The sequence below is a fragment of the Nocardia wallacei genome (genome assembly GCF_014466955.1).
Lineage (GTDB): Bacteria > Actinomycetota > Actinomycetes > Mycobacteriales > Mycobacteriaceae > Nocardia > Nocardia wallacei.
On record NZ_AP023396.1, the window covers coordinates 5,398,825 to 5,424,327 of the forward strand.

Here is a 25,503-nt window from a genome sequence, read left to right on the forward strand (position 1 = left end):
CCCGTGCGCCGGGAATCGTTCCCCGCGCCCGCGGATTTTCGGCGGCTGCCGGTGACAGTCACCGAAAAGACCGAAGGCACAACGGGTATCACTCACTTTACCGTTACCAGATCGGGGCTCGACACGTCGAACACCGTGCCCGGCCGGGTCAGCACCGGCAACACCACCGCGGCCTTGCGCGCCGAATCGTCCGCACCACCCCACAGTACGGTGCGCCCGTCGATGAGGTTCAGTTCGATGTTCGAAACCGACCGTGCCACAACCTCTCCCACCTGTGCGCGCAGTCCCGGCGGTGCGGCGTCGAGCACCGCCACGGCCGCCCGAGTGACCGGGTCGCTACTTCCCGGATGCTCGGTCGAGAGCTTCGGCACGCCCGGCGGCGGCGGTTCGACGGCGTATTCGACACAGTCGACGTCGAGCAGGTGCGGACCCTGCGGGCTGTCGTAGAACAGCACCGGGGTGCGTTCCTCGACCGTGATCCGCACGGTTCCCGGAAACTGTCGTTGCACGCGCGCGGAATGAATCTTCGGAATACCCGCCACCCGCCGTGCCACCGCGTCGGTGTCGATACGCAACATCGATCGGCCCTCGGGAATTCGCACGACCTGTCGCACCTGCTCCTCGGGAACCGTGACGAGACCCTCGACGCGCACGGTGCGCGCCGAGAAAACCGGCGTGAAATAGGAGACGGCTATCGCGACGATCAGCAGCAGTACGACGGGCAGGCCCCACAGCACAATTCGCCGGACCGGCAGCTCACGCAGCCGGTCCACGCCGCCGATCCACCCGCCGGTCACCGTCCCGCCGGCGGCCGCACCCGCAGCCCGTCGAGGATCTGTCCGCCGAGCATCGTCACATCGCCCGCGCCCATGGTGATCACGACGTCGCCGGGGCGGGCCAGGCTCGCGGCCTGGCGCCCGACCCGCGACATGTCCGGTTGATAGTGCACGGGCTTGCCGACGGCCTGGGCGACCAGCGCGCCGTTTACGCCGGGCAGCGGCTTCTCGCGGGCGCCGTAGACATCGAGCACCACCACCTCGTCCGCCAGGTCGAGCGCGGCGCCGAATTCGGTGGCGAAGGTGGCGGTGCGGCTGTACAGGTGTGGCTGGAACACCACGATCACCCGACCCTGCCGGGAGCGGGCGCCGTCGGCGGCCTCCTGCCGCACCAGCTCGGCGGCGGCGCCCAGCACGGCGCGTACCTCGGTGGGATGGTGGGCGTAGTCGTCGAACACCCGCACCCCGTTCTCGCGGCCCACGAACTGGAACCGCCGGTGCACTCCCCCGAAACCCTCCAGGCCCTGCAGCAATTCGTCGACCGCGGCACCCGTCTCGCGGGCGGCCAGCAGCGCGGCGAGCGCGTTCAACGCCATGTGGCGGCCCGGCACCGCCAGCCGCAGCGTGCGCGGGGCGGGTTCGTCGGCGAACTGGAAGGTGACCACGCCGCCGACGTCGCGCGGCTCCCACGACAGCATCCGGGCACCGGCCGGGACGGGCGAGCCGGGCAGTTCGCCGGAGCCGTAGCCGAGGACCCGGATATCCAGCTCGCCCGCCGCCTGCCGCGCGGCGACCCGCTCGGCCAGCGCGCGCGAGCCCGGATCGTCCAGGCACACCACCAGCAGCCCGCCGGGCCGCAGTCGCGCCACGAAATCGTCGAACACCTGAACGTAGGCCTCGTCGGAGCCGAAGAAATCCAGGTGATCGGATTCGATGTTGGTCACCACCGCGACGTCCGGGTCGTACTGCAGCAGCGAGCCGTCGGACTCGTCGGCCTCGGCCACGAAGAAGCCGCCGGTGCCGTGGTGGGCGTTGGTACCGGCCTCGTTCAACTCACCGCCGACGGCGAAGGACGGGTCGAAACCGCAGTGCTGCAACGAAACCACCAGCATCGAGGTGGTCGAGGTCTTGCCGTGGGTGCCCGACACCAGCAGCGTGCGATGGCCCTGCATCAGCTCGGCGAGCACGGTGGGGCGCAGCAACACCGGCACCCCGCGCCGATTCGCCTCCACCAGTTCGGGATTGGTCTTGGGGATGGCCGCGTAGGTGGTCACCACGGCCGTCGGGCCGCCGGGCAGCAGGTCCAGGGCGGAGGCGTCGTGGCCGATGCGGACCTGAGCGCCACGAGCCCGCAGCGCGAGCACGCCGCGGCTCTCCTTGGCGTCGGAGCCCGAGACCGCACCGCCGCGGGAGAGCAGGATCCGGGCGATGCCGGACATCCCGGCACCGCCGATGCCGACCATGTGCACCCGCCGCAGCAGCGGCGGTAGTTCGCTGGGGCCCGGCGGATTCTGCTCGCCGGTGTTGTCCGTCGTCACCGGCCGGCCACCTCCACCACGATCCGCGCCACCGTGTCGGCGGCCTCGCGATGGCCGGCTCCGGCGGCCGCGGCGGCCATGCCCGACAGCCGCACCGAATCGGTGAGCAGCGGAATCACCTCGTCTATCACGTATTTCCCGGTCAGTTCCGAATCCGGCACGATTCTGCCACCACCCTTGGCCACGATCGGGCGGGCGTTGAGTTCCTGCTCGCCGTTGCCGTGCGGCAGCGGCACGTAGAACGCCGGCAGGCCGACCGCCGACACCTCGGCCACGGTCATGGCACCGGACCGGCACACCACCGCGTCGGCGGCGGCGTAGGCCAGATCCATCCGGGACAGATAGGGCAGCGCGACATACTTCGCCGTGCCCTGCGGATCGACACCCGTGATCTCGAGGGTGTTCTTGGGCCCGTGCGCGTGCAGCACCGACACGCCCGCCGCCGTCAGCTGCGGCGCGGCGGACGACACCGCCTCGTTGAGCCGCCGCGCGCCCTGCGAGCCGCCGAACACCAGCAGCACCGGCCCCTCGGCGGGCAACCCGAAGTGGGCGCGGGCCTCCGCCCGCAGCGTCGCCCGGTCCAGTGTCGCGATGGCCTCGCGCACCGGGATGCCCACGATCTCCGCGTCGCCGCGGCCCGGCGCCCGCACCCCGGAGTTCGCCACCGCGGCCAGCACCCGGGCGGCGCGGCGCGCACCCACTTTGTTCGCGATGCCCGCCTTGACATTCGCCTCGTGCACCACCACCGGCACCGCCCGCCGAGCCCGCCCGAGCGGGACACCGCGCCCGGCCGCGAGATACGCGGGCAGCGCGACATATCCGCCGAATCCGACGATCACGTCCGCCTCGACCGCGTCGATCACCGCGCGGGTGCGCGCCACCGCCGACCGCACCCGCGCGGGCAGCCGCAGCAGATCGCCGGAGGGCTTGCGCGGCAACGGCACCGGCGGAATCAATTCGAGGGGGTAGCCGCGTTCGGGGACCAGCGCGGTCTCCAATCCGCGCGCGGTGCCCAGCGCGGTGATCCGGATCGAGGGGTCGAGCCGGCGCAGCGCGTCGGCGACCGCCATCGCGGGTTCGATATGTCCGGCGGTGCCGCCGCCCGCGACTATCACCGAGAGTGCCCGTCCCCCAGGTCTTTCCGTCTCGGACCTGACGCTCCCGCCGGTTGTCACCTCGAATTACCCCGTTCTCTCGCATGTGTCATCGGATAGTTCGGCTCCCAAGCGCGCGTCGAGCGCCACGAACTCGTCGTGCGGCTCTCGCGCCGGCCCGTATCCGCCGCCCGGCGCCGGGCGGAATCCGAATCTATCGAGCGGCGCGGCGCCGGGTCGGAGCCACCCCGCCGACCGGTGCCGCGCCGCTCGCCCGCGCCCAGTTCGCGACGTGGCGGCGCGGCCCGCAGACCCGAGCGGCCCCGCGCGGCCTGGGCGCGCGCGGTGGAGTACACCTCCGGCCTGGGCAGCCGCAGCAACCGGCTCATCCGGCCGTCCTGCCCGGCGTGCAGCGCCGCCACCGCCTCGGGTTCGTGCCGGGCCGCGCTGGCGATGATGCCGAACATCAACAGCGTGATCGCCAAGGACGACCCGCCCGCCGACACCAGCGGCAGCTGCAGACCGGTCACCGGGAGCAGGCCCACCACATAGCCGATGTTGATCAGGGCCTGCCCGGTGATCCAGAAGGTCGCGGTGGCGGTGAGCAGCCGCAGGAACGGGTCCACCGAGCGGCTCGCGATCCGCAGCCCGGTATGCGCGAACAGCGCCAGCAGGCCCAGAACCAGTGCGCAGCCCAGGAATCCGAGTTCCTCGCCGATGATCGCGAAGATGAAATCGTTGTGCGCGTTGGGCAGATAGCTCCACTTGGCGCGGCTCTGGCCGAGCCCACGTCCCCAGATGCCGCCGTCGGCCAACGAGAACAGCGCCTGCCGCGCCTGATACCCGATGCCCTGCGGATCGTCGCCGGGATTGAAGAACGCGCGCATCCGGTCGGACCGATATCCGGCCGAGAGCGCCAGCACACCCGCGGCGATCACGCCCGACACCGCGATGGTCACGAACAGCCGCACCGGCAGCCCGCCGAACCACAGCAGCGCCGCCAGGATCAGGCCCAGCGCGATGGTCGTCGACAGGTTGGGCTCCAGCACCACCAGCAGGCACGCCAGCAGACCGGCCGGCACCAGCGGCACCATGATGTCCTTGTAGTTCGCGTGTTCCGAGCGCCGCGCGGCGAGCAGATGCGCGCCCCAGATGATCAGCGTGACCTTCACGACCTCCGACGGCTGCACCGAGGCGAACCCGAGATCGAACCAACGCCGCGATCCCTGCACCTGCGAGCCGATGCCGGGAATCAGCACCAGCACCAGCAACAGCACCGACCCGGCGAACATCGGGAACGAGAGCTGCCGCAGCCGTCGCAGCGGCAATCGCAACGCCAGATAGAACAGCACCGCGCCGATCACCGCGAACAGCGCCTGCTGGATGAACAGCTTGTAGGCCGAGCCGCCGTCGGCGTAGGACTCGACGCTGGACGCCGACAGCACCATCACCAACCCGAGCGTGGTGAGCAGCGCGGCGATGGTGACCACGAGATGAAAATCAGCCAGCGGGCGCGCCAGCCAGGCACCGAACCAGGTCGCGGTGGGCTTGCGCGCCTTCTCGGTCACTGCGGGCTCCCGATATCTTCCTCGTCGAGCGCCTGCACCGCCGCGACGAAACTGCGTCCCCGGTGGGTGTAGTCGGCGAACATGTCCAGTGAGGCCGCGGCGGGCGCCAGCAGCACCGTGTCCCCGCGGCGGGCGTAACCGGCGGCGAGCCGCACCGCTCGCGCCATCACCGCGTCCGCGCCATCGATCTCGGACGTGAGTTCCACACCCATCCCAGCATCGTCACCCGAACCCAGCTCCACCACGGGGACATCGGGCGCGTGTCGCGCCAACGCCGCCGCGACGACCGGGGCGTCCTGTCCGAACAGCACCGCCGCCACCAGCCGGTCGGCGACCTCTTCGACCAGGTCGTCGATGTGCGCGCCCTTGAGCTGACCACCCGCGAGCCACACCACCTGCGGGTGCGCCAGGATCGAGGAGCGCGCGGCGTGCGGGTTGGTGGCCTTGGAGTCGTCGACGAAGGTCACCCCGGCCAGCTCGCGCACCAGCGCGGCACGGTGCGGGCCCACCTTGTGCTCCTGCAGGCCCTCCTTCACGAATTGCGGTGCGACGTCGATGGATCGGGTCAGCGCCGCCGCGGCCAGGGCATCGGCCACGCCGGCCGGTCCGGCCGGGCTGATGTCGCCGGTCTCGGCGAGAATGGCGGCCTTGGTGAACGCGCGATCGAGCAGCTTGCCGTCGACCACGCCGAGTTCGCCGTCGGCGGGCACGCCGATCCGGAAGCCGACGGTGCGCCGCGCCTTGGACTTTCGCGCGAGCGCCGCGGCGACCGGATCGTCCAGGCCGACCACGCCGACGCGGCCGGTCAGCGCCCGCGCCTTGGCGGCGGCGTAGGCGTCCAGGCCGCCGTGCCAATCCAGGTGGTCCTCGGCGACATTGAGCACCACCCCGGCCTCCGGGCGCACCGACGGCGCCCAGTGCAGCTGGAACGACGACAGCTCCACCGCCAGCACCTGCGGACCGGGATTGCGCCGCAACGCGTCCAGGATCGGCAGCCCGATATTGCCGCAGGCCACGCTGGCGATACCGGCCGCGCGCAGAATCGCGTGCGTCATCTGAGTAGTGGTGGTCTTGCCGTTGGTGCCGGTGATCACCAGCCACTTGCGGGCCGGGCCGTACAACCGGGCCTGATCCACCCACCAGGCGAATTCGACGTCGCCCCAGACCGGAATGCCCTCCGTCACCGCCGAGACCAGCACCGGCGAGTCCGGCCGCCAGCCCGGGCTGGTGATGACCAGCGCGAACCGGTCCAGCGCGGCGGGCTCGAGCAGTTCCTCGCCGGTGGCGGTGGTGAGCCCGAGTTCGGCGGCCTCGGCCATCGCCTTCTCACCGGCGTCGGTGACCACGGGCCGGGCCCCGATATCGCGCAGCGGCTCGATCAGCGACCTGCCCGACACCCCCCATCCCGCGACGAGAACGTCACGGCCACGCAGGAATTCGAGCATGGGGCCCGGTGAACGCAGGGCCCGCGGAGTGTGTTCGACCATCGCTGCTTTACCCGACCTGAGAGAGATATTCGCTGTAGAACAATCCCAGTCCGACTGCCGACGCTATGGCCGCGAGCAACCAGAACCGAATGATCACCGTAGTCTCTGCCCATTTGCTGAGTTCGAAGTGGTGGTGGAACGGCGCCATCTTGAACAACCGGTTCCGGGTGGTGCGGTACACCGCGACCTGCAGCACCACCGACGCCGTCTCGGCCACGAACAGCGCGCCGATCACGATCATCAGCAGTTCGGTGCGGGTGGTGATGGACAGCCCGGCCAGCAGGCCGCCCAGCGCCAGCGAGCCGGTGTCGCCCATGAAGATCTTGGCGGGAGCCGCGTTCCACCACAGGAATCCGATGCAGGCGGCCGCACCGGCGGCGCAGACCAGCGCCAGGTCCAGGGGGTCGCGCACGTTGTAGCACCCGGCCTCGGCGTGCGTGGAGCAGGCGTTGCGGTACTGCCAGAAGGTGATGATCACGTAGGAGCCCAGCACCAAGCTCATCGACCCCGCCGCCAGCCCGTCCAGCCCGTCGGTCAGGTTCACCGCGTTCGACCAGGCGACCACCACCAGGCAGACGAAGGCCAGGAAGATGATGACGCCCATCGACACCGTGGTGATGTCGCGGACGTAGGACAGGTGGCGGCTGGCCGGGGTCTGCTTGTTCGCGCCCGGGAACTGCAGCGCCAGTACGCCGAAGATGACCGCGGCCGACAGCTGCCCGAGGTACTTGCCCGCCGCGGTGAGCCCGAGATTGCGCTGCTTGCGCAGCTTGATGAAGTCGTCGATGAAGCCGACAGCACCCAGTGCCGTGGTCAGCGACAGCACCAGCAGGCCCGAGACGGTCGGCCCCTCGGCCTCGTACCCGATGCCGATCAGATGCGAACCCCAGTACCCGGCCCACAGCCCGACCAGGATCGCCACGCCGCCCATGGTGGGGGTGCCGCGCTTGGCCTGATGGCTCTCGGGCCCGTCGATGCGGATCTCCTGGCCGAATCCGCGCCGGGCGAACATCCGGATCAGCAAGGGCGTCAGCAGGATCGACACCGCCAGGGCGATCGCCGCCGCGAACAGGATCTGTCTCATACCGCCGCCTCCGTGCCTGCCCCGGGAGCCGCGACGAGGTGTTGCGCGACCGCCCACAACCCGGCCGAGTTCGACGCCTTCACCAGCACCACATCACCCGCCGCGATCTCGTCGTCCAGCACCGCGATCGCGGCCTCGATATCGGGGACGAGAACCGATTCCTCACCCCACGAGCCTTCCATCACCGCACCCTGATGCAGCGCGTGCGCCGGGCGTCCGGTGCCGACGACGATGAGCCGATCGACGTCCAGGCGCACCGCCAACCGGCCGATGCGGTCGTGTTCGATGACCGACTCCTCGCCCAGCTCGGCCATCTCGCCGAGCACCGCCCAAGTTCGGCGGTCGGCCTCCTTGGCCATGCTCACCAGTGCCTTGAGCGCCGCGCGCACCGAGTCGGGGTTGGCGTTGTAGGAATCGTTGACGACGGTGACGCCGTCGGCGCGGGTGCGCACATCCATGCGGTGCGCGGAGGCGATCCGCGCGCCCGACAGCGCCCGCGCCACCGTTTCGGGGTCGGCGCCGCACTCCAGCGCGACCGCCGCGGCCGACAGCGCGTTGCCGACCTGGTGCTCGCCGTGCACGGCCAGCCGGACCGGTACCTCGGAACCCTTGGCGTGCAAGGTGAACCGGGCCCGCGCGTCGCTGTCGAGGACGACGCCGGTGGCCCGTACATCGGCTCCGGTCGACTGGCCGACGGTCACCACCCGCGCCTGCGTGCGGCTCGCCATGGCCGCCACGTTCGGGTCGTCGGCGTTGAGCACGGCGACGCCGGACGGCGCAAGCGCCTCCACCAGTTCGCCTTTGGCCTGGGCGATCGCCTCGCGGCTGCCGAACTCGCCCAGGTGCGCGGTGCCGACGTTGAGGACGACGCCGATGGTCGGCGGGGCGATCTCGGTGAGCGCCTTGATGTGTCCTGGTCCGCGCGCGGACAGCTCCAGCACCAGGAATCCGGTCGCCGCGTCGGCGCGCAGCGCCGTCCACGGGTGGCCCAGCTCGTTGTTGAACGAACCGGGCGGGGCGACGACCGGACCCAGCGGGGCCAGCACGCTCGCCAGCAGATCCTTGGTGGAGGTCTTGCCCGACGATCCCGTCACGCCGACAACGGTCAGCCCGCCCGCCACCAGGCGGTCGATATTCACCCGGGCCAGCTTCGCCAGCGCCGCGAGCACGGCCGCGCCGGAACCGTCGCGGTCGTGCGCCAGCGCCATCGCGCGGCTCGGTGCGGCGCCCGCGGGCGTCACCACGATCGCGGGCACGCCGACCGGGCGGGCCGCCAGCACCGCCGCCGCGCCCGCGGCCACCGCGGCGGCAGCGAAGTCGTGGCCGTCGGCGTGCTCGCCCGGCATCGCCAGGAACAGGTCGCCGGGATTGATTCGGCGCGAATCGAATTCGACCGCGCCGGTCACCGTCACCGCGGGGTCGGGTACATCGTGCAGCGTGCCGCCGACGACGTCCGCGATCTCCCGCAGAGTCATCTCGATCATGAAACCGTCAGGTCCTTCATCTTCCGTGAAAGGGCCTCCGCCAGCACCTCGCGGTCATCGAACGGATACTTCACACCCGCAATCTCCTGCCCAGTCTCGTGTCCCTTGCCCGCCACCAGCACGACGTCGCCCGGTCGGGCCCAGTCCACGGCGGCGGTGATCGCCGCGGCGCGGTCGCCGATCTCGACGACCTCGCCGCGTTCGGCCTCCGCGATGCCCAGCGCGCCACCGCGAATCGCGTCGCGGATGACCGCCGGATCCTCGCTGCGCGGATTGTCGTCGGTGATGATCAGCAGATCGGCCCCGCGGGCCGCCGTGGCGCCCATCAGCGGGCGCTTCCCCGCGTCGCGGTCGCCGCCCGCGCCGACCACCACGGCCAGCCGCCCGCCCGAACCCTTGATGTACTCGCGCAGCGTCGCGATCACCGACTCCACCGCGGCGGGCTTGTGCGCGTAGTCCACCACCGCGAGGAAGTCCTGCCCCCGATCCACCCGCTGCATCCGGCCCGGCACGTCCACGTGCCCCAGCGCCGCCGCCGCGGTCTCCGCCGCGACGCCCGCCGCCTCGCACACCGCGACCGCCAGCAGGCCGTTGGCGATGTTGTAGCTGCCCGGAAGCCGCAGCCGCACCGGGATTCTCGCGTCCTGCCGGGCCGCGGTGAAGGTCTGCTCGCCGCCGTCTGCCGACGCGCCGAGGGCCAGCCAGTCGGGGGCGGCCTCGCCGGTCGGGCTCGCCGCCGTCGCCACCGTCACCACGGGCGCGCGCCCGCCCACCTCGCGCGCCAGGCGGCGGCCCCAGGCGTCGTCGACGCAGACCACGCACTGCTGGGCGGCGACCGGTGACTCGGGCTCGAACAGTCGTCGCTTGGCGGCGAAATAGTCCTCGAAGTCGGCGTGGAAGTCCAGGTGGTCCTGCGACAGATTGGTGAACGCGCCCACCGCGAACCGCACCCCGTCGACCCGGCCCAGCGCCAGCGCGTGGCTGGACACCTCCATCACCACCACCTGCACGCCCTGTTCGACCATCAGCGCGAACATCGCGTGCAGTTGCGGCGCCTCCGGCGTGGTCAGCGCGCTCGGCACCCGGCGCCCGCCGATGCGGGTCTCGATGGTGCCGATCAGCGCCGTCTGCCGTCCGGCCGCGGCCAGACCTGCCTCCACCAGATACGACGTGGTGGTCTTGCCGGAGGTGCCGGTGATGCCGAGGACCTGCAACCGCTGCGACGGATTGCCGTAGATCGCCGCCGACAGCTCACCCAGCACAGCGCGCGGATCGTCGTGGACCAGCACGGGCACGTCCAGCGCGCCGATCAGATCGGCTCCGGCCGGATCGGTGAGCACCGCGACCGCGCCCTGCTCGACGGCGGCGGCGGCGAACCGGGCGCCGTGCGCCCGCGCCCCGGCCAGACCGGCGAACAGATCGCCCGGCCGCACGGCGTTCGACCGCTGTTCGATGCCGGTGACCGCGAGGTCGGCGAGATCGCCGCTCGGGCGCGCGCCCGTGAGCTCGACGACCGTTCGCAGCGCGGTGGACGGCGGCGCCGCGGGGCGCAAGGCCTGCGGGCTGGGCTGCACGGGCACGAAGCTCCTCTCCATGTATGCGGTTCTGCGGTGCCGTCTCCCCCCGGAACGGATCGACGTGTCAGGTTACCGTCAGGCCGACGCTGCGGGTTCCCTGCCATCCTGGTTCGGTCCGCCCGGCTCGGTCACCGGTCCTGTTCCCGGTGCCGGGACGGTGCCGGACCGGTTCCACGGGCGCACTCCGGTCGACGAAACCGTTGCATCAGGCGAACCATTCTCACATCGCTTGCAGGACAAGGGGCTTGGCGGGCGGGGAGGGCGGGATCCGGTCGCGCTGCAGCGCCCAGGAGGCGATGTTGTGGAACAGCGGCGCGGCCGACTGCCCGCCACTGCCGTCGGAGCTGCGGATCGGCGCGTTCAGCATGATGCCGACGACATAGCGCGGATTGTCGGCGGGGGCGATGCCGGCGAAGGTGATCCAGTAGCGGTCCGCGGAATAGCAGCGGCAATTCGCGTCGATCTGCTGGGCGGTGCCGGTCTTGGCCGCCACCTGGTAGCCCTCGACGCCGCCGGCGGGCCCGGTGCCCTGCTGCACGCCCATCGGGTCGCGCTGGACCACCGACTGGAACATGCCGCGCAGCGTCCGCGCGGTCTGCGGGCTGACGACGCGCACGCCGTCGGGTTGCGGCTCCTCCTCGCGGTTGCCCCCGGGGCCGATCTCGGCCTTCACGATGCGCGGCGGCACCCGCACCCCGTCGTTGGCGATCGCCTGGTACATGCCCGTCATCTGCAGCAGCGTCATCGAAAGGCCTTGGCCGATGGGCAGGTTCGCGAACGTCGAGCCCGACCATTGATCGCGGGCCGGAACGTTGCCGCCGCTCTCACCCGGCAGGCCGACGCCGGTGCGCTGCCCGAGACCGAACCGCTTCAGCATGTCGGCGTAGCGGTCCTCGCCGACACGCTGCGCCAGCATCAGGGTGCCGACATTGGACGACTTGCCGAAGATGCCGGTGGTGGTGAACGGGGTGACGCCGTGGTCCCACGCGTCGTGCACGGTGACCCCGCCCATGCTGATCTCGCCGGGGACCTGGTGCACCTCTTGCGGATCGGTGAGGCCGTACTCGATGGCCGAGGCCGCGGTGACGATCTTGTTCACCGAACCCGGCTCGAAGACGTTGGCGACCGACGGGTTGCCCATCTGCGCCGAGCCCCAGTCCTTCGGCTCCAGTTCGGGATTGAAGGTGTTGTCGTTGGCCATCGCCAGCACCTGGCCGGTGTGCGCGTCGAGCACCACGGCCGAGGCGTCCTGGGCGCCCGACATCTGCTTGGCCTGCTGAACCTGCTGCTGCACGTAGTACTGCAGATCCGAGTCCAGGGTCAGCTCCACGGTGGCGCCGTCGACGGCGGGCTGGCGGTCGCGCTCGCTGCCGGGGATCACGGCGCCGTCGGAGCCCTGGTCGTAGGTGTGTGAGCCGTCGGTACCGGCCAGCTGCGAGTCCATCGAGGACTCCAGGCCGATGGCGCCGTGCCCGTCCCAGCCGACCGCGCCGATGACGTTGGCGGCCAGCGAGCCGCCGGGGTAGTCGCGGCTGTCCTGGCGGTCCACCGTGATCTCCGGGTACTCCTCCTTGATCTCGGCGGCCACGCGCGCGTCGACATCGCGGGCCAGGCGAACGAAGGTCTCGTCGCTGCGCAGTTTCGCCAGCAGGTCGGATTCCTTCGGGGCGGCCGGGCCGAGCTTCTCGTGGAGCGTCTTGGCGATCGCCTGCAGCCGCTGATCCGGGTCGGGCGCCTTGGCCGATTTCGCCCGCGCCTCGGCCAGCTGCTTGCGCACCTGCACCGGCAGGAAGGTGAGTTCCTTGGTCGCGATGGTGAACGCCAGCGACTTGCCGTTGCGGTCGGTGATCGGGCCGCGCAGCGCCGCGTCCGCGACGTGCACGGTCCGCTGCCCCGCCGCCTCCGCCGACAACGACGGCGCGGAAACGGTTTGCACCCAGAGCAATTGGACCGCGACCACGAGCAGCGCCGCCATCATCAGGATCCGCCCCACCCCGAACCGGATCCGAGCCGAGGCATCCGCCGCACTCTCCGCCCCCCGGACCCGCTTGCGCGGCCGCCGAACCGGCCCCCGCCGCGCCGCCGAGGTCCGCCCACCCGCCGAACTCATCGCACCGCCCCACCCGCCACGGGCGGCTCGACGGACTGGGCAGCGGGAACCGGGACGGTCTGGTCGAGCGGCACCGACGCCGGAACCTGCTGTCCGGCAACAGGTTCCGCGGGCTGTCCGGCCGACTGGTCCGAAGCGACGGGGGAGCTTTCGACCGGGGCCTGGCTTGCCCCTACCGGACCTCCCGCGACCGGTGCGGCGGGCGGCTGGGCCGGAGCCTGCTGTTGCTGATTCGCACCCGCCTGGTTCGGCGCTGCGGCCACGCCTTCGGGCGCGCTGCCTGGTCCCGCGGCCGGGGCCTGGTTCACCCCGGACACCTGATCGGCACCCGCAGCCGAGTCGCCACCCTGCTCAGCACCCGCAATGGGATTCGCGCCCGCAGCCGGGTCAGTACCCGCAGCCGGGCTCGCACCGGCACCCGGGTTCGCACCCACGGCCGGGTCGGTACCAGCACCAGCGCTCGCACCCGCAGCCGGATTCGCACCCGCAGCCGGGTTCGCACCGGCGGCTTGGTTGGCAGCAGCGGGCGGGTTGGGGGGTGCGGGGTGGGGGGTGGTGGTTACCGGGACGAGGCGTTCTCCTTGGGCCTGGACGAGTTTGGGTATGGACGGGGGTGCGGAGGGCGTGGTGTTCAGGGGTGGGGCGGGGGCGCCCTGCTCGGGGGTTTCCTTGCCTATCACCGTGATCGTGCCGTCGGGGGCGATGAGCAGGCGGGACGGGTCCTTGGCGGGGATCATGCCGAGTTCGCGGGCGCGGTTCGCCAGTTCGGGGGCCGAGTCGGCGGCGGCGACCTCGCGCTGCAGGGCCGCTCGCTCGTCGCTGAGCTGGCGGTTGATCCGGCGCGCGTCGCCGAGCTGATAGCTGTCCTCGGCGGCGCGGGTCGTCAGCAGCAGGGTGACCATCAGGCCACCGGCCAGCAGCGCGATGATGCCGGTCACGAACGGCAGCCGCCCCGCCATCGCGGAGGCCGCCCGGCCCGGGAGCGGCGGCAGGCCACCCTGGACGCGATTGCGCCGCCGGGCGTAAGCACGCTGCGCCGCACCGGATTTCACCCGCTCGGCCTGCTCCACCCGCTGCGGCGCGGCCTTCACACCGCGCCGCGGCATGACCTGCGCGGCCCGCTGCTCCGCGGTCCTGGCCGCCCGCCGGGACGACTCCCGCCGCGGCGCGTCCACCCGTGTGCGCACGCTCATATTTCCGCCTCCCCTACTGCGTCAGACCCCGTCGGCCGGTCGGGTGCGGCATACGATCGCGCCACGCTCATCCGGCCTCCTCTATCCGTTCCGCGGCCCGCATCCGTACCGGTGCGGCCCGCGGGTTCTCCTCGACCTCGTCCGCGGATGCCTTCTCCGCCCCCCGAGTGAGAATCCTGAATTCCGGTCCCATGCCCGGCAGTTCGACCGGCAGCCCCGCCGGTGTGCGCGACGTGGAGCGCCGCGTCAGCACCTGCTTGACGACCTTGTCCTCCAGCGACTGATACGACATGACGACGATGCGGCCGCCCACCTCGAGCGCGTCGAGCGCGGCGGGCAGCGCCGCCTCCAGCGATTCCAGCTCCCGGTTCACCTCCACCCGCAGCGCCTGAAAGGTGCGCTTGGCGGGATGGCCGCCGGTGCGCCGGGTGGCGGCGGGAATCGCCTCGTAGAGCACCTCCACCAGCTGAGCGCTCGTGGTGAACGGCCGCTGCTGCCGCCGCCTCACCACCTCGCTCGCGATGCGCCCCGCAAACCGTTCCTCGCCATAGGTTTTCAGCACCCGGGCCAGTTCCCCGTGGCTGTAGGTATTGAGGACGTCGGCGGCGGTGAGTTCGGCCGTCGGGTCCATGCGCATGTCCAGCGGGGCGTCGATCGAGTAGGCGAAGCCGCGTTCGGACTCGTCGAGCTGCATCGACGACACCCCCAGGTCCATCAGGATCGCCCGGACCGAATTCGCCGCGCCCAGCCCGGCGGTGCGCAACGCCTCGGCCAGACCGTCGTAGCGGGTGTGAACCAGCGTGATCCGGTCCGCGAAGGGGCGCAGCCGCGCACCGGCGAGCCGCAGCGCCTCGGTGTCGCGGTCCAGCCCGATCAGCCGGATCGCCGGATACGTGCGCAGGAAGTGCTCGGCATGACCGCCGAGACCGAGGGTCGCATCGACCAGCACGCCACCGGAAACCAGTGCGGGACCGAGGATTTCGTCGGCGCGGTGCAGGAGGACCGGCACATGGCGGGGAGTCTGGTTCGCATGATTCACCTCGACCTCCCGGATCCTGCCTCACGGTGTCGCCGGCGGTGCCGGGCGTGGCGCACACGCCACAGGGGCCACCCGCGATTGGACTCACACGTCGTGTGGTGGATGCCCCGTGGTCTCTGACCGACCATCGGCACCTGGCGTTGGGGAAGTACGTCAGGGTCCTGGTCGGGCAGAGGCCGCGGGGCACTCGCCTCGTCGGGGCTAGAAGATTCCGCCCAGCGACTCGTCTCTGGCCTGCGAGTAATCCTCCTCGTGTTCGGCGAGGTAGGACTCCCACGCCTGCTTGTCCCATATCTCGAGGAAGTCGACCGAGCCGATCACCACGCAGTCCTTGGTGAGGTTCGCGTAGCGGCGGTGCTCGCCCGACAACGTGATCCGGCCCTGCCCGTCCGGACGCTGCTCGTCCGTGGAAGCCGCCAGGGCTCGGACGAAAGCCCGTGCCTGCGGATTGTTCCGGGAAGCCGCGGCGGCTCGCCGCGCGAGTGCGGCGAACTCCTCCTTCGGATACACGGCAAGGCTGTGGTCCTGACCTTTCGTGACCATCAACCCTCCCGCCAGTTCGTCCCGAAACTTCGCAGGCAACGTCAGTCGCCCCTTGTCGTCCAGGCGAGGCGTATAGGTACCGAGAAACACCGTCTCGACACCTCCTGCTGGATCACCTCGTCTGGTCGGCCTCCATCAGTGCGCGTCCCACATTACCCCACTTTCCCCCACTTTCAATCGAAAGCGGGGGCGATCTAGGCGGGCTCGCGGCGGAATACCCAGCTCATATCAGCTATCACCGAGGTGGGGAGTTTCCACCGAGTTCTCCCGTCGCATGTCGCCGATTCGTCCGACGACCCGACAACCATCAGCAAACCCGCAGATCGCGAAGGCCCTCGCGGCGTGGTGGGCGGAAGTGGGGAGCCGCGGTGGGTGGTTGTGGGGGGTACTGGGAAACGAGGGTGCGGCGATACCCGGAGGTCTCTGATGAGATGCACACAACAAAACGACACGCCGTGCATCGCACGGCGTGTCGGGAAAGCTGCGGGCGCTAGTTGTCTTGTTCGAACCGGCGCCTGAACCGGTCCTCCATGCGGGCGGCGAACCCGCCGGACTTGCGCTGCTTGCCCTTGGGAGCGGCGGAGCCGCCGCCCGGCCCCGGCTGCGCGTCGCCGCCCTTGCGGCCGGCGCCCGGCAGACCCGAGCCACCCAGCAACAGCAGGACGCCCGCGCCGAACATGACGATGAAGCCGAGCAGACTGATGATGGGGAACCCACCCGGCTTCACGGGCAGCGCGATACCCGCGACGAGAAGAACCAGGCCGAGGACGAACAGAGTCGCCGCTTGAAGTCTGCGTCTGCCCGTGGCCGAACGTAGGCGTCCGCCACGGACGGTCGAGGCGAACTTGGGGTCCTCAGCATAGAGAGCGCTCTCGATCTGTTCGAGCATGCGCTGCTCGTGCTCGGAGAGTGGCACGGTACCTCCCCCGGCACTTGTCGTGGTGGTCGTCTCCGGGTAGACGACAAGTAGCCGACCTTGGCGGCTACCTGCCCCCAATGATACGAGTTCGATCTGTGCACTACCACCTACTCGCCGATGTTCAGGCCGTGCCGTCGCCCAGGCGGCCCTCGGCGGGGCGCAATCGCGCCGCCGTACTGACCAGGTCCTCCACGTCGTGCAGGAATGCGCCTACCCGAGAAGCGAACTCGTCGGCGCGCGGCGCGTCGACCGGGCGGTCCAGCCCGGCCTCGATGGCCGCGCGGGTCTCGGAGAAGGAACTGAAGTAGTCCGCCCACATCACGAACTCGGGCGCGGCCTGCTGCATCAGCACCCAGGCGTTGCGCGAACGGGCCCGCGGCGCGCGATCGGCGCCGGTGATCGCCAGCACCGCACCCGCGCCCCGCAGGGCCGCCAGGTACGCGGTGCGGAACCGTTCGCGCGGGTCCCCCTCGGCGGCCGACTGCAGCAGCAGACCGTCGGCGCGGTCCAGCAGACCGCCCGCTCGTCCGGGACGTCCGGGATACCCGATCCGACCAGCCATTGCGGTACCTCCAACCCTTCGCACACCCTTGATCCGCCGAGTGCATCGCCGACCGGACGGACCGAACAGGTATTCGAACGTTTCAATTGAGTGTGAATATAGAGACGACCACCGACAAACTTCCGCGTTCGAACGAGAGCCGCGCCGCGCTGACATGACCGCCCTCAGACCGCACCACACCCCCGCCCCCGTCGTCGTCGACCTTTCGGTGGCCGCGCTACGCGCCCGGCTGCACGATGCGCTGGCGGTGTACGTGGCGGCCATGGACTATCCGCGCGGAACCGAACATCACCGCGCCCCGATGTGGACCGAGCACACCACCCGGCCGGGCTGGCAGGCGGTGGGCGCGGTGATCCCCGACGACAACGGCCGGTTCGACCTGCGCACCGCACCCCTGGTGGCCGTCGCCTACGGCTACCGCGGCGCGGCGCATCAGTGGTGGCACCAGCAGGTGCACAACGGCATGCGGCGGTCGGGCTGGCCCGAGCACGCGGCCCGCGAATTGCTCTCGGACTACTTCGAACTCACCGAACTGCACGTCCATCCCAGCGCCCAGGGTCGCGGCATCGGCGAGACGCTGCTGGTCCGGCTGCTGCGCGACCGATCCGAGCGGGCCGTGCTGCTGTCCACGCCGGAGGTCGATCACGAGGCCAACCGGGCCTGGCGGCTGTATCGGCGGCAGGGATTCACCGATGTGGTCAGGAATTTCGTCTTCTCCGGCGACACCCGGCGTTTCGCGGTGCTGGGCCGTCGGCTGCCGCTGGAATCTCCGTGACGGATGCGGGCGTGGTGGTCGTCGGTTCCGGCCACAACGCGCTGGTCGCCGCCTGCTATCTGGCCCGCGCCGGGCAGCGGGTGGAGGTGCTCGAGCGCGACGAGGTACTGGGCGGGGCGGTCTCGACGGTGCCGCGGTTTCCCGGCCATCAGGTGGATCGAGGGTCCTCGGCGCACATCATGATCCGGCACACCGGCATCGTCGAGGAGCTGGGGCTGGGCCGCTTCGGACTGCGCTATCTCGATTGCGACCCCTGGGGTTTCGCGCCCGCGCCGGCCGACGGCACCGGGGTGCCACTGGTGTTCCACCGCGACCTGGACCGCACCTGCGCGTCCGTCGAGGCGGCCTGCGGCGCCCGCGACGCCGACGCGTACCGCCGTTTCGTCCAGGTCTGGGGCCCGCGCTCCCGCAGGGTGATGCGAGCCTTCGCGGGACCGCCCGGCCCGGGCCGCCTCATCCGTTCGTTCTGGGGACTTGACGCGCGGGCGGGCGGCAGCGCCCTGTCGCGGGAGTTCCTGCAGTCCGGAGACGCGCTGCTGGACAGCTGGTTCCACGACGAGCGGCTCAAGGCCGCGCTGGCGTGGTTCGGCGCCCAGTCCGGGCCGCCGATGTCGGAACCGGGCACCGCGCCGATGGTGGGCTTCGCGGCGCTGATGCACACGCTGCCGCCCGGTCGCGCGGTCGGCGGCAGCGGCGCGCTGACCGCGGCCCTGGTGGCGCGGTTGCGGTCCGACGGCGGCGCCGTCTGCTCCGGCGACGCGGTCACCGAGCTGCGCCGCGACGGCGACGGCTGGCGGGTGCGCACCGAATCCGGCCGAAACCTGCCCGCGCGCACCGTGATCGCGGGCACCCACATCCTGACCACGCTGGAACTGCTGCGCCGCGGTGAGTTCGACCCCGCGGTGCTCGACGACTGGCGGCGGCGCATCCGGGTCGGCCCCGGCATCGGCATGGTGGTCCGCGCCGCGACCGACGCCCTGCCCCGCTACCCCGGCGCCTCGATCGAGGAGTCCGCCCGCGGCCTGCAACTGCTCGTCACCGACCGGCGGCAACTGCGCCTCGCGCACGGCGCGGCCCTGGCCGGTGACCTGCCGCCGCGGCCGGTGGTGCTCGCGATGAGCTTCAGCGCGCTCGACCCGTCCATCGCGCCGCCCGGACAGCACCAGGTTTCGCTGTGGGCGCAATGGCACCCCTACCGGCTCGCCGACGGCAGCGCCTGGAGCACGCACGCCGAGCGCGAGGGCGATCGCATCATCGCCGAGGTCGATTCGGCCGCACCGGGTTTCGCCGCCGCGGTGCGGGAGCGGTTCGTGCAGACGCCCGCCGATCTGGAACGCGAGCTGGGGCTCGTCGGCGGCAATGTGATGCACGTGGAGATGTCGCTGGATCAGATGTTCTTCTGGCGGCCGCTGCCGGAGCTGTCCGGACAGCGCGTGCCGGGAGCGCCGGGCCTGTATCTGACCGGTGCGTCGACCCATCCCGGTGGCGGTGTGTCGGGTGCCTCCGGGCGCAGCGCCGCCCGTCTGGCCCTGCGCGACCTGCGGCGGCCCCGGCTGTCGCGGCGCGGCCGGGGATGACGGTCCGGCGACTACCCGCGCTCACGGCGATCGCGCTGGTCCTGGCCCAGATCGCCTACCCCCTGACAATCGGCGCGGCCCGGGACCGGGTGACCGTGGTGGTCGTCCTGCTCGCGGTCATCACCGCCCTCGCGCACGCCCGGCTCACCCGCGGTCCCCGCTTCGCCGCCGGGTTCCTGGTGATCGTCTCGGGCATCGGGCTGGCCGCCGAAATCGCCGGAACCACATCCGGATTCCCGTTCGGTTGCTACCACTACGCGCACGACCGGCTGGGCCCGGCGGTGGCGGACGTGCCGCTGCTGATCGCGCTGGCGTGGACCGGCGGGCTGTATCCGGTGTGGGTGGTGGCGAATCGGCTGGGTCCGGTTGCCGCCGTACGTGTTCCGCTCACCGCCGCCGGTGCGGTCGGCTGGGACCTGTTCCTGGATCCGCAGATGGTCGCCGACGGCCAGTGGACCTGGTGCTCCCCGCATCCGGGACTGCCGGGCCTGGCGGAGATTCCGTACACCAACTATCTCGGCTGGTTCGCCGTCGCGATGGTGATGGCCGTGCTGCTCGAGTCGCTCGGCAACCGCTACGCCGCCACGACCGGCACCCTCGCCGTCCCGGTCGCGGTCTTCGTCTGGACGTGGCTGGGTTCCGCGCTGGCCCACGCGGCGTTCCTCGGCCTGCCCGCTTCGGCCGCCTACGGCCTGCTCGGGCTCGGGTTGCTCGGAATACCCCTGGCGGCGAGCGTATTCCGGTCCGGCGCCCGCTCCCCCGGCTGACGGCGGGCCGGGCGGCCGCGAGTGTAGCCCCGAACCGCACGTCCTGCCGCCGCCGCGCGGCTACCGGCCCGTCGCATGCCGGACCAACCGGCGTGCCATGGCACGATGTGAGCCGTGCAGCCGAGTCCGACAACTCCGAAGCCCGACGGCACGAGCCTTCGCTCGCCGCGCCGGCGCCGCCATCGTGCCTGGTCCCTGGTGATGCTGACGGTATTGCTGATGCCGTTGCTGGCGGGCTGCCTGCGCCTGCAGGTGTCGATGGGGGTCTCGTCGAACGACCGCGTGTCGGGGCGCATCGTGGCGGCCGCCGTGCCCGCCAACGACAAGGACAAGGGCCCGGAGCTGAAGGTTCCCGAGACGCTGGCGAGCAAGGTCAGGGTGGAGCCGTACACGCAAGACGGCTACGCGGGCAGCCAGGTCTATTTCGACGACCTCACCTTCGGCGAGGTGCAGCAACTGGGGCAGCTGTCCGAGGAGACGCAGGGCATGTTCAACCTGCAGTTCACCCGCACCGGCGACCTGGTCACCCTCAGCGGGCGGGTCGATCTGCGCACCGTGCCGCCGCAGGGCTCGGACGTGCAGTTCACCGTGGCCTTCCCGTCCCGGGTCGGCACCACCAACGGCACTCGCGAGGGCGACTCGATCGTGTCCTGGAAGCTGCCGCCCGGCGAGGTCAGCACGCCGCGCGCCGAGGTGAAGTACGCCGACCCGAACACCCGCTCGTTCGCGGGGTGGGCCGGTATCGTCGGCGGCATCACGCTCGCCGTCGCGGCCGTCGTCGCCGTGCTGGCGTATCTGGGCCGCAACCCCACACCGCCGTGGGCGCGCACCGACACGTAACGCCCCGCTGCCGAATCTCCTTGCTCCGGCCCGTGTTTCGAGCCGGATACGGTCCACCTCGGTGGCGGTGCGAGGACGAAAACGGGCGAGACAGCCGTCGCCGCGTGTGAAAGGCTGGATGTCACATGAACAGGACACGTGAACCAGCGGCGCGGGCGGGCGGCGCGAGCGCGGCGGGCCGATCGGTCGGCGCGCTCTACGGTCCGGTGCTGACCGGCGCCGTGCTCACGGGTGTCGGCGCCGGGCTGGCGGCGTTCAACCGGCTGACGATGCGGCAGCTCGACGCCGTGCCCACCACCGTGATCGAACCGGTGACGGTGTGCGTCCCGGCCCGCGACGAGGCCCGGCGGCTGCCCGCGCTGATCGCGGATCTGCGTGCCCAGCAAGGCGTTCCGCGGTTGCGGGTACTGATCCTCGACGACCGGTCGGCGGACGCCACCTACGAGGCGGCCGCCGCGGCGGCGGGTGGCGACGAGCGGTTCACGGTGATCTGCGCGGACACCGAACCCGCGCCCGGCTGGACCGGCAAGGCCGCCGCCTGCGCGCGCCTGGCCGACATCGCGGGCATCTCGGCCGGTTCCGGCGCACCGGCCGGAGCGCTGGTGTTCCTGGACGCCGACGTGCGGCTGCGGCCCGGTGCGATCGCCGCCGCGGTCGGCGAATTGCGCAGGGCCGGTGTGGGTTCGGTGTCACCGTGGCCGCGGCAGCGGGCGGGGACGCTCACCGAGGCGCTGGTGCAGCCGCTGCTGTGCTGGTCCTGGGCGGCGACGCTGCCCATCGCGATCGCCAACCGCAGCCTGCGACCGTCCACGGCGGTCTCGTGCGGGCAGTTCCTGGTCTTCGACGCGGCCGCCTATCGCGCCGTGGGCGGGCACGCCGCCGTCGCCGCCGATGTCACCGAGGATCTGGCGCTGTCGCGGGCGTTGCGGCGGGCCGGGCAGCGCACCGCCCTGGTGGGTGGTGGCCGGGTCGCGAGTACCCGGATGTACCGGGGCGCAGCCGATCTCGACGCCGGGTACACCCGCTGGCTGTGGTCGGCCTACGGTTCGGCCGGTGGCAGCACCGCCGTCGGCGCGGTGGCCGCGCTCGCGTTTCTCGTGCCGCCGGTGGCCGCGCTGTGCGGGCGCGGGCGCACCCGCACCGCCGGGCGCGCCGGTTACGCCTGCGCGGTCACCGCGCGGCTGCTGGCCCGTTCGCTCGAGTCGGGCGGTAGCCTGCGGGCCGCGGATGTGGTTGCGGCCCTGGCCCATCCGTTGTCGATCGCGGCCTATCTGCGGCTGTCGGTGCGCTCGCACCGCCTGCACCGCGCGGGCGCGCTGAGCTGGAAGGGCCGTCCGCTGCCCGCCCGCGCCGGCTGACGCTCAGGACACCGGGACGATCCCGACGGTCGGCAGGAAATAGCAGGTGCGCTCGCCGTTGCGGACCGAACCGAACACCGCCGCCAGCACGGTGCCCGAACCGGTGTTCACCGGCACCGCGCGCACGCCTCCGGCGGGCAGGGCGGCGGCGAAGAAGTTCTGCACGGCCTGTTCGGCGAGCGGCCGGACCTCGGCGGGCACATTCGGCGGCACCATCGCCTTGACCACCTGCGTCAGCGGGTTCATCGCCGCGAATCCGCCGCGACCCGTGGACGTGTTGAGCCAGGCCACCTGCATGCCGGAGGTGTCCGCGCCGTCGGCGTCCAGTCCGTACGGCACGAACGCGAACATGGTCTGGCCGGACTTCACCGCCGACACGTCCAGGCCCGGCGTCGGCACCGCCGTCTTGGGCCACGGTCCGGGCAGCGCACCGGCCAGCGCGGGCACCAGCCCCGCGGTGGTGCCCGCGTGGCACAGCGCCGAGGCCGAGGGGTACAGGAACGGCTGCACCCCCAGCCGCTGCAGGCTCTCCACGGCGGACTGGTAAGCACCCAGCAAATCACTGGTACCGGCGGTCTCCACCCGGCCCGCACCGGCCACGGCGGCAGCGGGGTCGAGCGGAGCGGCCGTCGCCGACCAGGGTCCGACGCAGGCCAGGGCGAAGGACGCGCTCATCGCGCCGGCGACACGAACCAGACTGCGCAACACGGCCATCGAAGTTCTCCTCGTCGTCACGGTCGGACGTGAGGGTACCTCCGGACGGGGCACACACGCGGCAATCGGGCCGCGAAACGCCGATCAGGCGCTCACGGGGGCGGCCGTCACGGTGTAGCCGAGGTTGGTGAGCACCTCGGTGGTGGCCTTGGCGAAGTTGAGGGTGATGAAGTGCAGGCAGGGCGCGCCCTCATCGATCAGGCGCTGCCCGATCTCGGTGGCGATCTCGATGCCGACCGCGCGCACGTCGTTGCGGTTGGCCTCCGGGTCGTTGCCCGCGGCGCGCTCCAGCCGCCGCATCAGCGCCGCCGGGACCGGACGGCCCGACAGCTCCTCGGCGCGCTGCACGGTGCGCAGCGAGGTGATCGGCATCAGTTCCGGGATGATCGGTTTGGCGCCCTCGACCGCGTCGCAGGCCACCACCCGGTCCCGCAGGCGCAGGTAGTGGTCCACGTCGAAGAACATCTGGGTGATCGAATACTCCGCTCCCGCACGCAGTTTCGCGCACAGGTAGGCGGTGTCGTGGTCGAGGTCCGGGGAGCGGTGGTGGCCCTGCGGGAACGACGCCACACCCACGTGGAAATCGCCCAGGCCGCGGACCATGCGCACCAGGTCCTCGGCGTACTCCAGGCCGTCGGGGTGCTTGCGCCACTCGCCCAGCGGGTCGCCGGGCGGATCACCGCGCAGCACCAGCAGGTTGCGGATACCGGCGTCGGCGTAGGTGCCGACGATCGAACGCAGCTCGGCGACGCTGTGCTCGACCGCGGTCAGGTGCGCCACCGTGAGCAGGGTCGTCTCGCGGGCGAGCTGGCCGGTCACCCGGGCGGTGCGGTCGCGGGTCGACCCGCCGGCCCCGTAGGTCATCGACACGAACGCCGGATGCATGCGCTCGAACTCGCGGGCGGCCCGCCACAGCCGCGCCTCGGCCGCGGCGTCGCGCGGCGGATTGAACTCCACCGAGAACGGAATGGTCCCGTCGGGACGCCGGGCCAGTTGCCCCACGACGGACGGAGTTCCGGAAACCTGCGGCGTCCGGGTCGTTCGGCCTGGGGTCGAGCGTCCCCGTACGTTGTCGAAACTCACCGAACCAGTGTAAGTGGGGTGGCGCCGCTCACTGCGCGCCCTGGGCGCATCGGCCGGAATTCGGGAGGTCGGTAAGGTTCCATCCGGGGTACGGTCGTGCCCCGAATTACCTGTAGCCGCACGATCGGCACGCCGACGCGTCGAATCACTGGGAGGTTCCTATGCCCGCCGGACCGACCACCCCGACCCGTTCGGCCCCGATCGCCCCCGCGGCACTGGTCGCGGCCGTCGATGCCGCGCTCGTCGAGTTCTTCACCGAGCGCCGGGAGCTGGTCGGCGAGCTGGGCCCGGTGTTCGTCGACGCGGTCGCCGAGCTCGAGGATTTCGTGCTGCGCGGTGGCAAGCGCACCCGCCCCTCGTTCGCCTGGACGGGCTGGCTGGGCGCGGGCGGCGACCCCCACGGGCCGCAGGCGGGTCCGGTGCTGATCGCCTGCGCCGCTTTGGAATTGGTGCAGGCGTGCGCGCTGATCCACGACGACATCATCGACTCCTCGCGCACTCGCCGCGGCTTCCCGACGGTGCACGTGGATTTCGAGGAACGCCATCGCGAGCGCGAATGGCGCGGCGACTCGGCGCATTTCGGGATCAGCGTGGCCGTGCTGATCGGTGACCTGGCGCTGGCCTGGGCCGACGACATGGTGTCGGCGGCCGGGCTGGATCCCGCCGCCCGGGTGCGGTTCGCTCCGGTGTGGGCGGCGATGCGCACCGAGGTGATGGGCGGGCAGCTGCTCGACATCCACGGCGAGGCGGGCGCCGACGATTCGGTGGAAGCGGCGCTGCGTATCAACCGCTACAAGACCGCCGCCTACACCGTCGAGCGGCCGCTGCATCTGGGCGCGGCGCTGGCCGACGCCGATCCGGCGCTGATCGCCGCCTATCGCGAGTTCGGCACCGATATCGGCATCGCCTTCCAGTTGCGCGACGACCTGCTGGGCGTCTTCGGTGATCCGGCGGTCACCGGCAAACCCTCGGGCGACGACCTGCGCGAGGGCAAGCGCACGGTCCTGGTCGCCGAGGCATTGCGCCGCGCCGACGCCACCGTCCCGGCGGCGGCCGAACTGCTGCGCTCGTCACTGGGCACCGACCTCTCCCCCGACACGGTGACGCGACTGCGCGCCCTGATCACCGAACTCGGCGCGGTCGACGAGGTGGAGCGCCGCATCACCGACCTCACCGAGCGCGGTCTGTCGGCACTCGAACACAGCTCCGCCACCCCGGAGGCGAAACAGCGACTACGGGCAATGGCGCTGGCCGCCACGAAGCGCGTCGCATGAGACCGGCGGATGCGAGGGAAGCCGGGCCGCGGCCACAGGGTCCAGCCCCACGCGGCGAAACACCCTGCGCGGGCTGGAGGGTCACCCGCCTGGTCCGTCCTACCGGCCACAGCGGGGACAGCCGCCCGGGTCGCTCTACCC

At 71.6% G+C, this 25,503-nt stretch carries 22 protein-coding genes; 6 read left to right on the plus strand and 16 right to left on the minus strand.

The features are described 5' to 3' along the window. Positions 1 to 92: 92 nt before the first annotated feature. The 14 genes from NWFMUON74_RS23730 to NWFMUON74_RS23795 form a co-directional block, all read right to left on the minus strand. A complete protein-coding gene (locus NWFMUON74_RS23730; RefSeq protein ID WP_232110554.1) occupies positions 93 to 797 on the minus strand; it encodes a cell division protein FtsQ/DivIB in 705 nt (234 codons plus the stop codon). Then, complete coding sequence (gene murC / locus NWFMUON74_RS23735) at positions 794 to 2,239, minus strand: UDP-N-acetylmuramate--L-alanine ligase (RefSeq protein WP_187689381.1); 1,446 nt, start codon at positions 2,237 to 2,239, stop codon at positions 794 to 796. Before murC ends, NWFMUON74_RS23730 begins: the two co-directional genes overlap by 4 nt. Before the next feature lie 71 nt (positions 2,240 to 2,310). Next, positions 2,311 to 3,429, minus strand: a complete 1,119-nt coding sequence (murG, locus tag NWFMUON74_RS23740; RefSeq protein WP_269475290.1) for an undecaprenyldiphospho-muramoylpentapeptide beta-N-acetylglucosaminyltransferase — start codon at positions 3,427 to 3,429, stop codon at positions 2,311 to 2,313. 56 nt (positions 3,430 to 3,485) lie between these two features. Next, entirely contained in the window at positions 3,486 to 4,976 is a 1,491-nt protein-coding gene (gene ftsW, locus NWFMUON74_RS23745) for a putative lipid II flippase FtsW (protein ID WP_232110555.1), read from the minus strand. Next, complete coding sequence (gene murD, locus NWFMUON74_RS23750) at positions 4,973 to 6,421, minus strand: UDP-N-acetylmuramoyl-L-alanine--D-glutamate ligase (protein ID WP_187689382.1); 1,449 nt, start codon at positions 6,419 to 6,421, stop codon at positions 4,973 to 4,975. Before murD ends, ftsW begins: the two co-directional genes overlap by 4 nt. 49 nt (positions 6,422 to 6,470) lie before the next feature. Beyond that, positions 6,471 to 7,547: a phospho-N-acetylmuramoyl-pentapeptide-transferase gene (gene mraY / locus NWFMUON74_RS23755; protein WP_187684008.1), complete on the minus strand. Its 1,077-nt coding sequence runs from the start codon at positions 7,545 to 7,547 to the stop codon at positions 6,471 to 6,473. Further along, entirely contained in the window at positions 7,544 to 9,031 is a 1,488-nt protein-coding gene (locus NWFMUON74_RS23760) for a UDP-N-acetylmuramoyl-tripeptide--D-alanyl-D-alanine ligase (RefSeq protein ID WP_187684009.1), read from the minus strand. Before NWFMUON74_RS23760 ends, mraY begins: the two co-directional genes overlap by 4 nt. Continuing rightward, positions 9,028 to 10,626 (minus strand): UDP-N-acetylmuramoyl-L-alanyl-D-glutamate--2,6-diaminopimelate ligase, encoded by a 1,599-nt coding sequence (locus NWFMUON74_RS23765; protein ID WP_187684010.1) that lies wholly within the window; start codon positions 10,624 to 10,626, stop codon positions 9,028 to 9,030. The genes NWFMUON74_RS23760 and NWFMUON74_RS23765 overlap by 4 nt, the downstream gene beginning before the upstream one ends. 202 nt (positions 10,627 to 10,828) lie before the next feature. Then, positions 10,829 to 12,718, minus strand: a complete 1,890-nt coding sequence (locus NWFMUON74_RS23770) for a peptidoglycan D,D-transpeptidase FtsI family protein (RefSeq protein WP_187684011.1) — start codon at positions 12,716 to 12,718, stop codon at positions 10,829 to 10,831. Next, positions 12,715 to 13,911, minus strand: coding sequence for a cell division protein FtsL (gene ftsL / locus NWFMUON74_RS23775; protein ID WP_187684012.1), 1,197 nt, complete (start codon positions 13,909 to 13,911; stop codon positions 12,715 to 12,717). Before ftsL ends, NWFMUON74_RS23770 begins: the two co-directional genes overlap by 4 nt. 67 nt (positions 13,912 to 13,978) lie before the next feature. Beyond that, positions 13,979 to 14,950, minus strand: a complete 972-nt coding sequence (gene rsmH / locus NWFMUON74_RS23780) for a 16S rRNA (cytosine(1402)-N(4))-methyltransferase RsmH (RefSeq protein WP_187684013.1) — start codon at positions 14,948 to 14,950, stop codon at positions 13,979 to 13,981. A gap of 201 nt (positions 14,951 to 15,151) precedes the next feature. Next, positions 15,152 to 15,583 (minus strand): division/cell wall cluster transcriptional repressor MraZ, encoded by a 432-nt coding sequence (gene mraZ, locus NWFMUON74_RS23785; RefSeq protein WP_187684014.1) that lies wholly within the window; start codon positions 15,581 to 15,583, stop codon positions 15,152 to 15,154. 400 nt (positions 15,584 to 15,983) lie between these two features. Beyond that, a complete protein-coding gene (locus NWFMUON74_RS23790; RefSeq protein WP_187684015.1) occupies positions 15,984 to 16,409 on the minus strand; it encodes a DUF3040 domain-containing protein in 426 nt (141 codons plus the stop codon). A gap of 124 nt (positions 16,410 to 16,533) precedes the next feature. Beyond that, positions 16,534 to 16,974: an SAV_6107 family HEPN domain-containing protein gene (locus NWFMUON74_RS23795; RefSeq protein WP_187684016.1), complete on the minus strand. Its 441-nt coding sequence runs from the start codon at positions 16,972 to 16,974 to the stop codon at positions 16,534 to 16,536. 154 nt (positions 16,975 to 17,128) lie between these two features. Between NWFMUON74_RS23795 and NWFMUON74_RS23800 the strand changes: the two genes are divergently transcribed. From NWFMUON74_RS23800 to NWFMUON74_RS23820, 5 genes are all read left to right on the plus strand, one after another. Continuing rightward, entirely contained in the window at positions 17,129 to 17,749 is a 621-nt protein-coding gene (locus NWFMUON74_RS23800) for a GNAT family N-acetyltransferase (protein WP_187684017.1), read from the plus strand. After that, positions 17,746 to 19,326 (plus strand): phytoene desaturase family protein, encoded by a 1,581-nt coding sequence (locus NWFMUON74_RS23805; protein WP_187684018.1) that lies wholly within the window; start codon positions 17,746 to 17,748, stop codon positions 19,324 to 19,326. Before NWFMUON74_RS23800 ends, NWFMUON74_RS23805 begins: the two co-directional genes overlap by 4 nt. Continuing rightward, entirely contained in the window at positions 19,323 to 20,093 is a 771-nt protein-coding gene (locus tag NWFMUON74_RS23810; protein ID WP_187684019.1) for a carotenoid biosynthesis protein, read from the plus strand. The genes NWFMUON74_RS23805 and NWFMUON74_RS23810 overlap by 4 nt, the downstream gene beginning before the upstream one ends. Before the next feature lie 201 nt (positions 20,094 to 20,294). Beyond that, positions 20,295 to 20,933: an LppM family (lipo)protein gene (locus NWFMUON74_RS23815; RefSeq protein ID WP_187684020.1), complete on the plus strand. Its 639-nt coding sequence runs from the start codon at positions 20,295 to 20,297 to the stop codon at positions 20,931 to 20,933. 125 nt (positions 20,934 to 21,058) lie between these two features. Further along, a complete protein-coding gene (locus NWFMUON74_RS23820) occupies positions 21,059 to 22,291 on the plus strand; it encodes a glycosyltransferase family 2 protein (RefSeq protein ID WP_187684021.1) in 1,233 nt (410 codons plus the stop codon). Positions 22,292 to 22,294: 3 nt separating this feature from the next. Here the strand turns inward: NWFMUON74_RS23820 and NWFMUON74_RS23825 are convergent, their stop codons facing one another. Continuing rightward, the gene (locus NWFMUON74_RS23825; RefSeq protein ID WP_187684022.1) at positions 22,295 to 23,005 is read right to left on the minus strand and encodes a hypothetical protein; all 711 of its coding nucleotides are present in this window, start codon (positions 23,003 to 23,005) and stop codon (positions 22,295 to 22,297) included. Between the two features lie 84 nt (positions 23,006 to 23,089). Then, positions 23,090 to 24,088: a methylenetetrahydrofolate reductase gene (locus NWFMUON74_RS23830; RefSeq protein WP_187684023.1), complete on the minus strand. Its 999-nt coding sequence runs from the start codon at positions 24,086 to 24,088 to the stop codon at positions 23,090 to 23,092. Positions 24,089 to 24,249: 161 nt separating this feature from the next. Between NWFMUON74_RS23830 and NWFMUON74_RS23835 the strand changes: the two genes are divergently transcribed. Beyond that, on the plus strand, positions 24,250 to 25,362 hold the full coding sequence (locus tag NWFMUON74_RS23835) for a polyprenyl synthetase family protein (protein WP_187684024.1): 1,113 nt from the start codon (positions 24,250 to 24,252) through the stop codon (positions 25,360 to 25,362). Positions 25,363 to 25,503 lie beyond the last annotated feature (141 nt).